Origin of the sequence: Streptomyces sp. N35, from assembly GCF_016464295.1 — a bacterium.
Classification (GTDB): Bacteria; Actinomycetota; Actinomycetes; order Streptomycetales; family Streptomycetaceae; genus Streptomyces.
This window is the reverse complement of the sequence record NZ_JAEIMH010000190.1, coordinates 1-2,146: the sequence shown is the minus strand read 5'-3', so window position 1 is coordinate 2,146 and position 2,146 is coordinate 1. Positions and strand designations below refer to the sequence as shown.

Below are 2,146 nucleotides of genomic sequence, written 5' to 3'. Positions count from 1 at the left end.
TTTGGTTTAACTTTCAACAGCTGTGCGATCCGGGCCCGTGTCGCGACCCGCATGGCGTAACGTGCCTGCGGTCCGCCCCTCCCTGAGGCCATTGTGTGACCTCTACAACGTGGCCACCCCTTGAGCAGTCGGTTGCCCTGCACTGAAGTGGGCTTCTGTCCGGGGGTACCAGGAAAACGGGCCGGAGACTGTGCGAAGTCGACGGACCGTTTCCCCATGGGTGCTTCGTAAGGTCGCTACATGACCGTTTTGGATGAGGCTGCTTTTGCCGGCGGCGAGCCCACCGACGCCCGTGGCCGCGTGGCCGAGCTGCACGCGATCCGTGCCAAGGCCGTCGCCGGACCGAGCGAGAAGGCCACCGAGGCCCAGCACGCCAAGGGCAAGCTGACCGCGCGCGAGCGCATCGAGCTGCTCCTGGACGCGGGCTCCTTCCAGGAGGTCGAGCAGCTGCGCCGGCACCGGGCGACCGGGTTCGGCCTGGAGAACAAGAAGCCCTACACCGACGGTGTCATCACCGGCTGGGGCACGGTCGAGGGCCGCACGGTCTTCGTCTACGCGCATGACTTCCGGATCTTCGGCGGCGCCCTCGGCGAGGCCCACGCCACCAAGATCCACAAGATCATGGACATGGCCATCGCGGCCGGTGCGCCGCTGGTCTCCCTCAACGACGGCGCCGGCGCCCGTATCCAGGAGGGCGTCTCCGCGCTCGCCGGCTACGGCGGCATCTTCCAGCGCAACACCCGGGCCAGCGGCGTGATCCCGCAGATCAGCGTCATGCTCGGCCCGTGCGCGGGCGGCGCGGCCTACAGCCCCGCCCTCACGGACTTCGTCTTCATGGTCCGCGAGACCTCGCAGATGTTCATCACCGGACCCGACGTCGTCAAGGCGGTCACCGGCGAGGAGATCACGCAGAACGGCCTGGGCGGCGCGGACGTGCACGCCGAGACCTCGGGCGTCGCGCACTTCGCGTACGACGACGAGGAGACCTGCATCGCCGAGGTCCGCTACCTGATCTCGATGCTGCCCTCGAACAACCGCGAGAACCCGCCGGTCGTAGCCTCCGAGGACCCCGCCGAGCGCCGCTCGGACGTGCTCCTCGACCTGGTCCCGGCCGACGGCAACCGCCCGTACGACATGCACAAGGTCATCGAGGAGCTCGTCGACGACGGCGACTACCTCGAGGTCCACGAGCGCTGGGCGCGGAATATCGTCTGTGCCCTCGCGCGTTTGGATGGTCAGGTGGTCGGCATCGTCGCCAACCAGCCGCAGACCCTCGCGGGCGTGCTCGACATCGAGGCCTCGGAGAAGGCCGCACGCTTCGTCCAGATGTGTGACGCCTTCAATATCCCGATCGTCACTCTTCTGGACGTACCCGGCTTCCTGCCCGGCGTGGACCAGGAGCACGGTGGAATCATCCGCCACGGCGCCAAGCTGCTCTACGCCTACTGCAACGCGACCGTGCCCCGGATCTCCCTGATCCTGCGCAAGGCGTACGGAGGTGCCTACATCGTCATGGACTCCCAGTCCATCGGTGCCGACCTCACCTACGCCTGGCCCACCAACGAGATCGCGGTGATGGGCGCCGAAGGTGCCGCCAACGTCATCTTCCGCCGGCAGATCGCGGCGGCCGAGGACCCGGAGGCGATGCGGGCGCGCATGGTCAAGGAGTACAAGGCCGAGCTGATGCACCCGTACTACGCGGCCGAGCGCGGCCTCGTGGACGACGTCATCGACCCGTCCGAGACCCGACAGGTCCTCATCTCGTCCCTGGCGATGCTGCGCAACAAGCACGCCGATCTGCCGTCGCGCAAGCACGGCAACCCGCCGCAGTGACGCGGTGCCTCCGACTTCCTGCCTCACCCCTTACGGAGATCCGAACCCCATGACTTCTCCTGCCGACAACCTCCTTCGCGTCGAGAAGGGTCACGCCGAGCCCGAAGAGCTCGCGGCCATCACGGCGATCCTGCTCGCACGCGCCGCCGCGGCCCCCGAGGCTCCGGCCCCGTCCCGCGGCCGCGACAAGGCCGGCTGGCGCCGCCTGGAGCGCACCCCGGGCTTCCGCGCCCCGCACTCCTGGCAGGGCTGAGCGCCCGCCGCCCCACCGGGCTTCTGACGCCCCGCGCCCCCTCGGTGGGGGTGCGGGGCG

General features: G+C 69.0%; 2 protein-coding genes. Both read left to right on the top strand.

The annotated features are described in order from the left end of the window. The first annotated feature begins 240 nt into the window (after positions 1 to 240). Positions 241 to 1,833: an acyl-CoA carboxylase subunit beta gene (locus tag JAO81_RS41785; RefSeq protein WP_199553236.1), complete on the top strand. Its 1,593-nt coding sequence runs from the start codon at positions 241 to 243 to the stop codon at positions 1,831 to 1,833. 49 nt (positions 1,834 to 1,882) lie between these two features. After that, positions 1,883 to 2,086: an acyl-CoA carboxylase subunit epsilon gene (locus tag JAO81_RS41780; RefSeq protein WP_199553235.1), complete on the top strand. Its 204-nt coding sequence runs from the start codon at positions 1,883 to 1,885 to the stop codon at positions 2,084 to 2,086. Positions 2,087 to 2,146 lie beyond the last annotated feature (60 nt).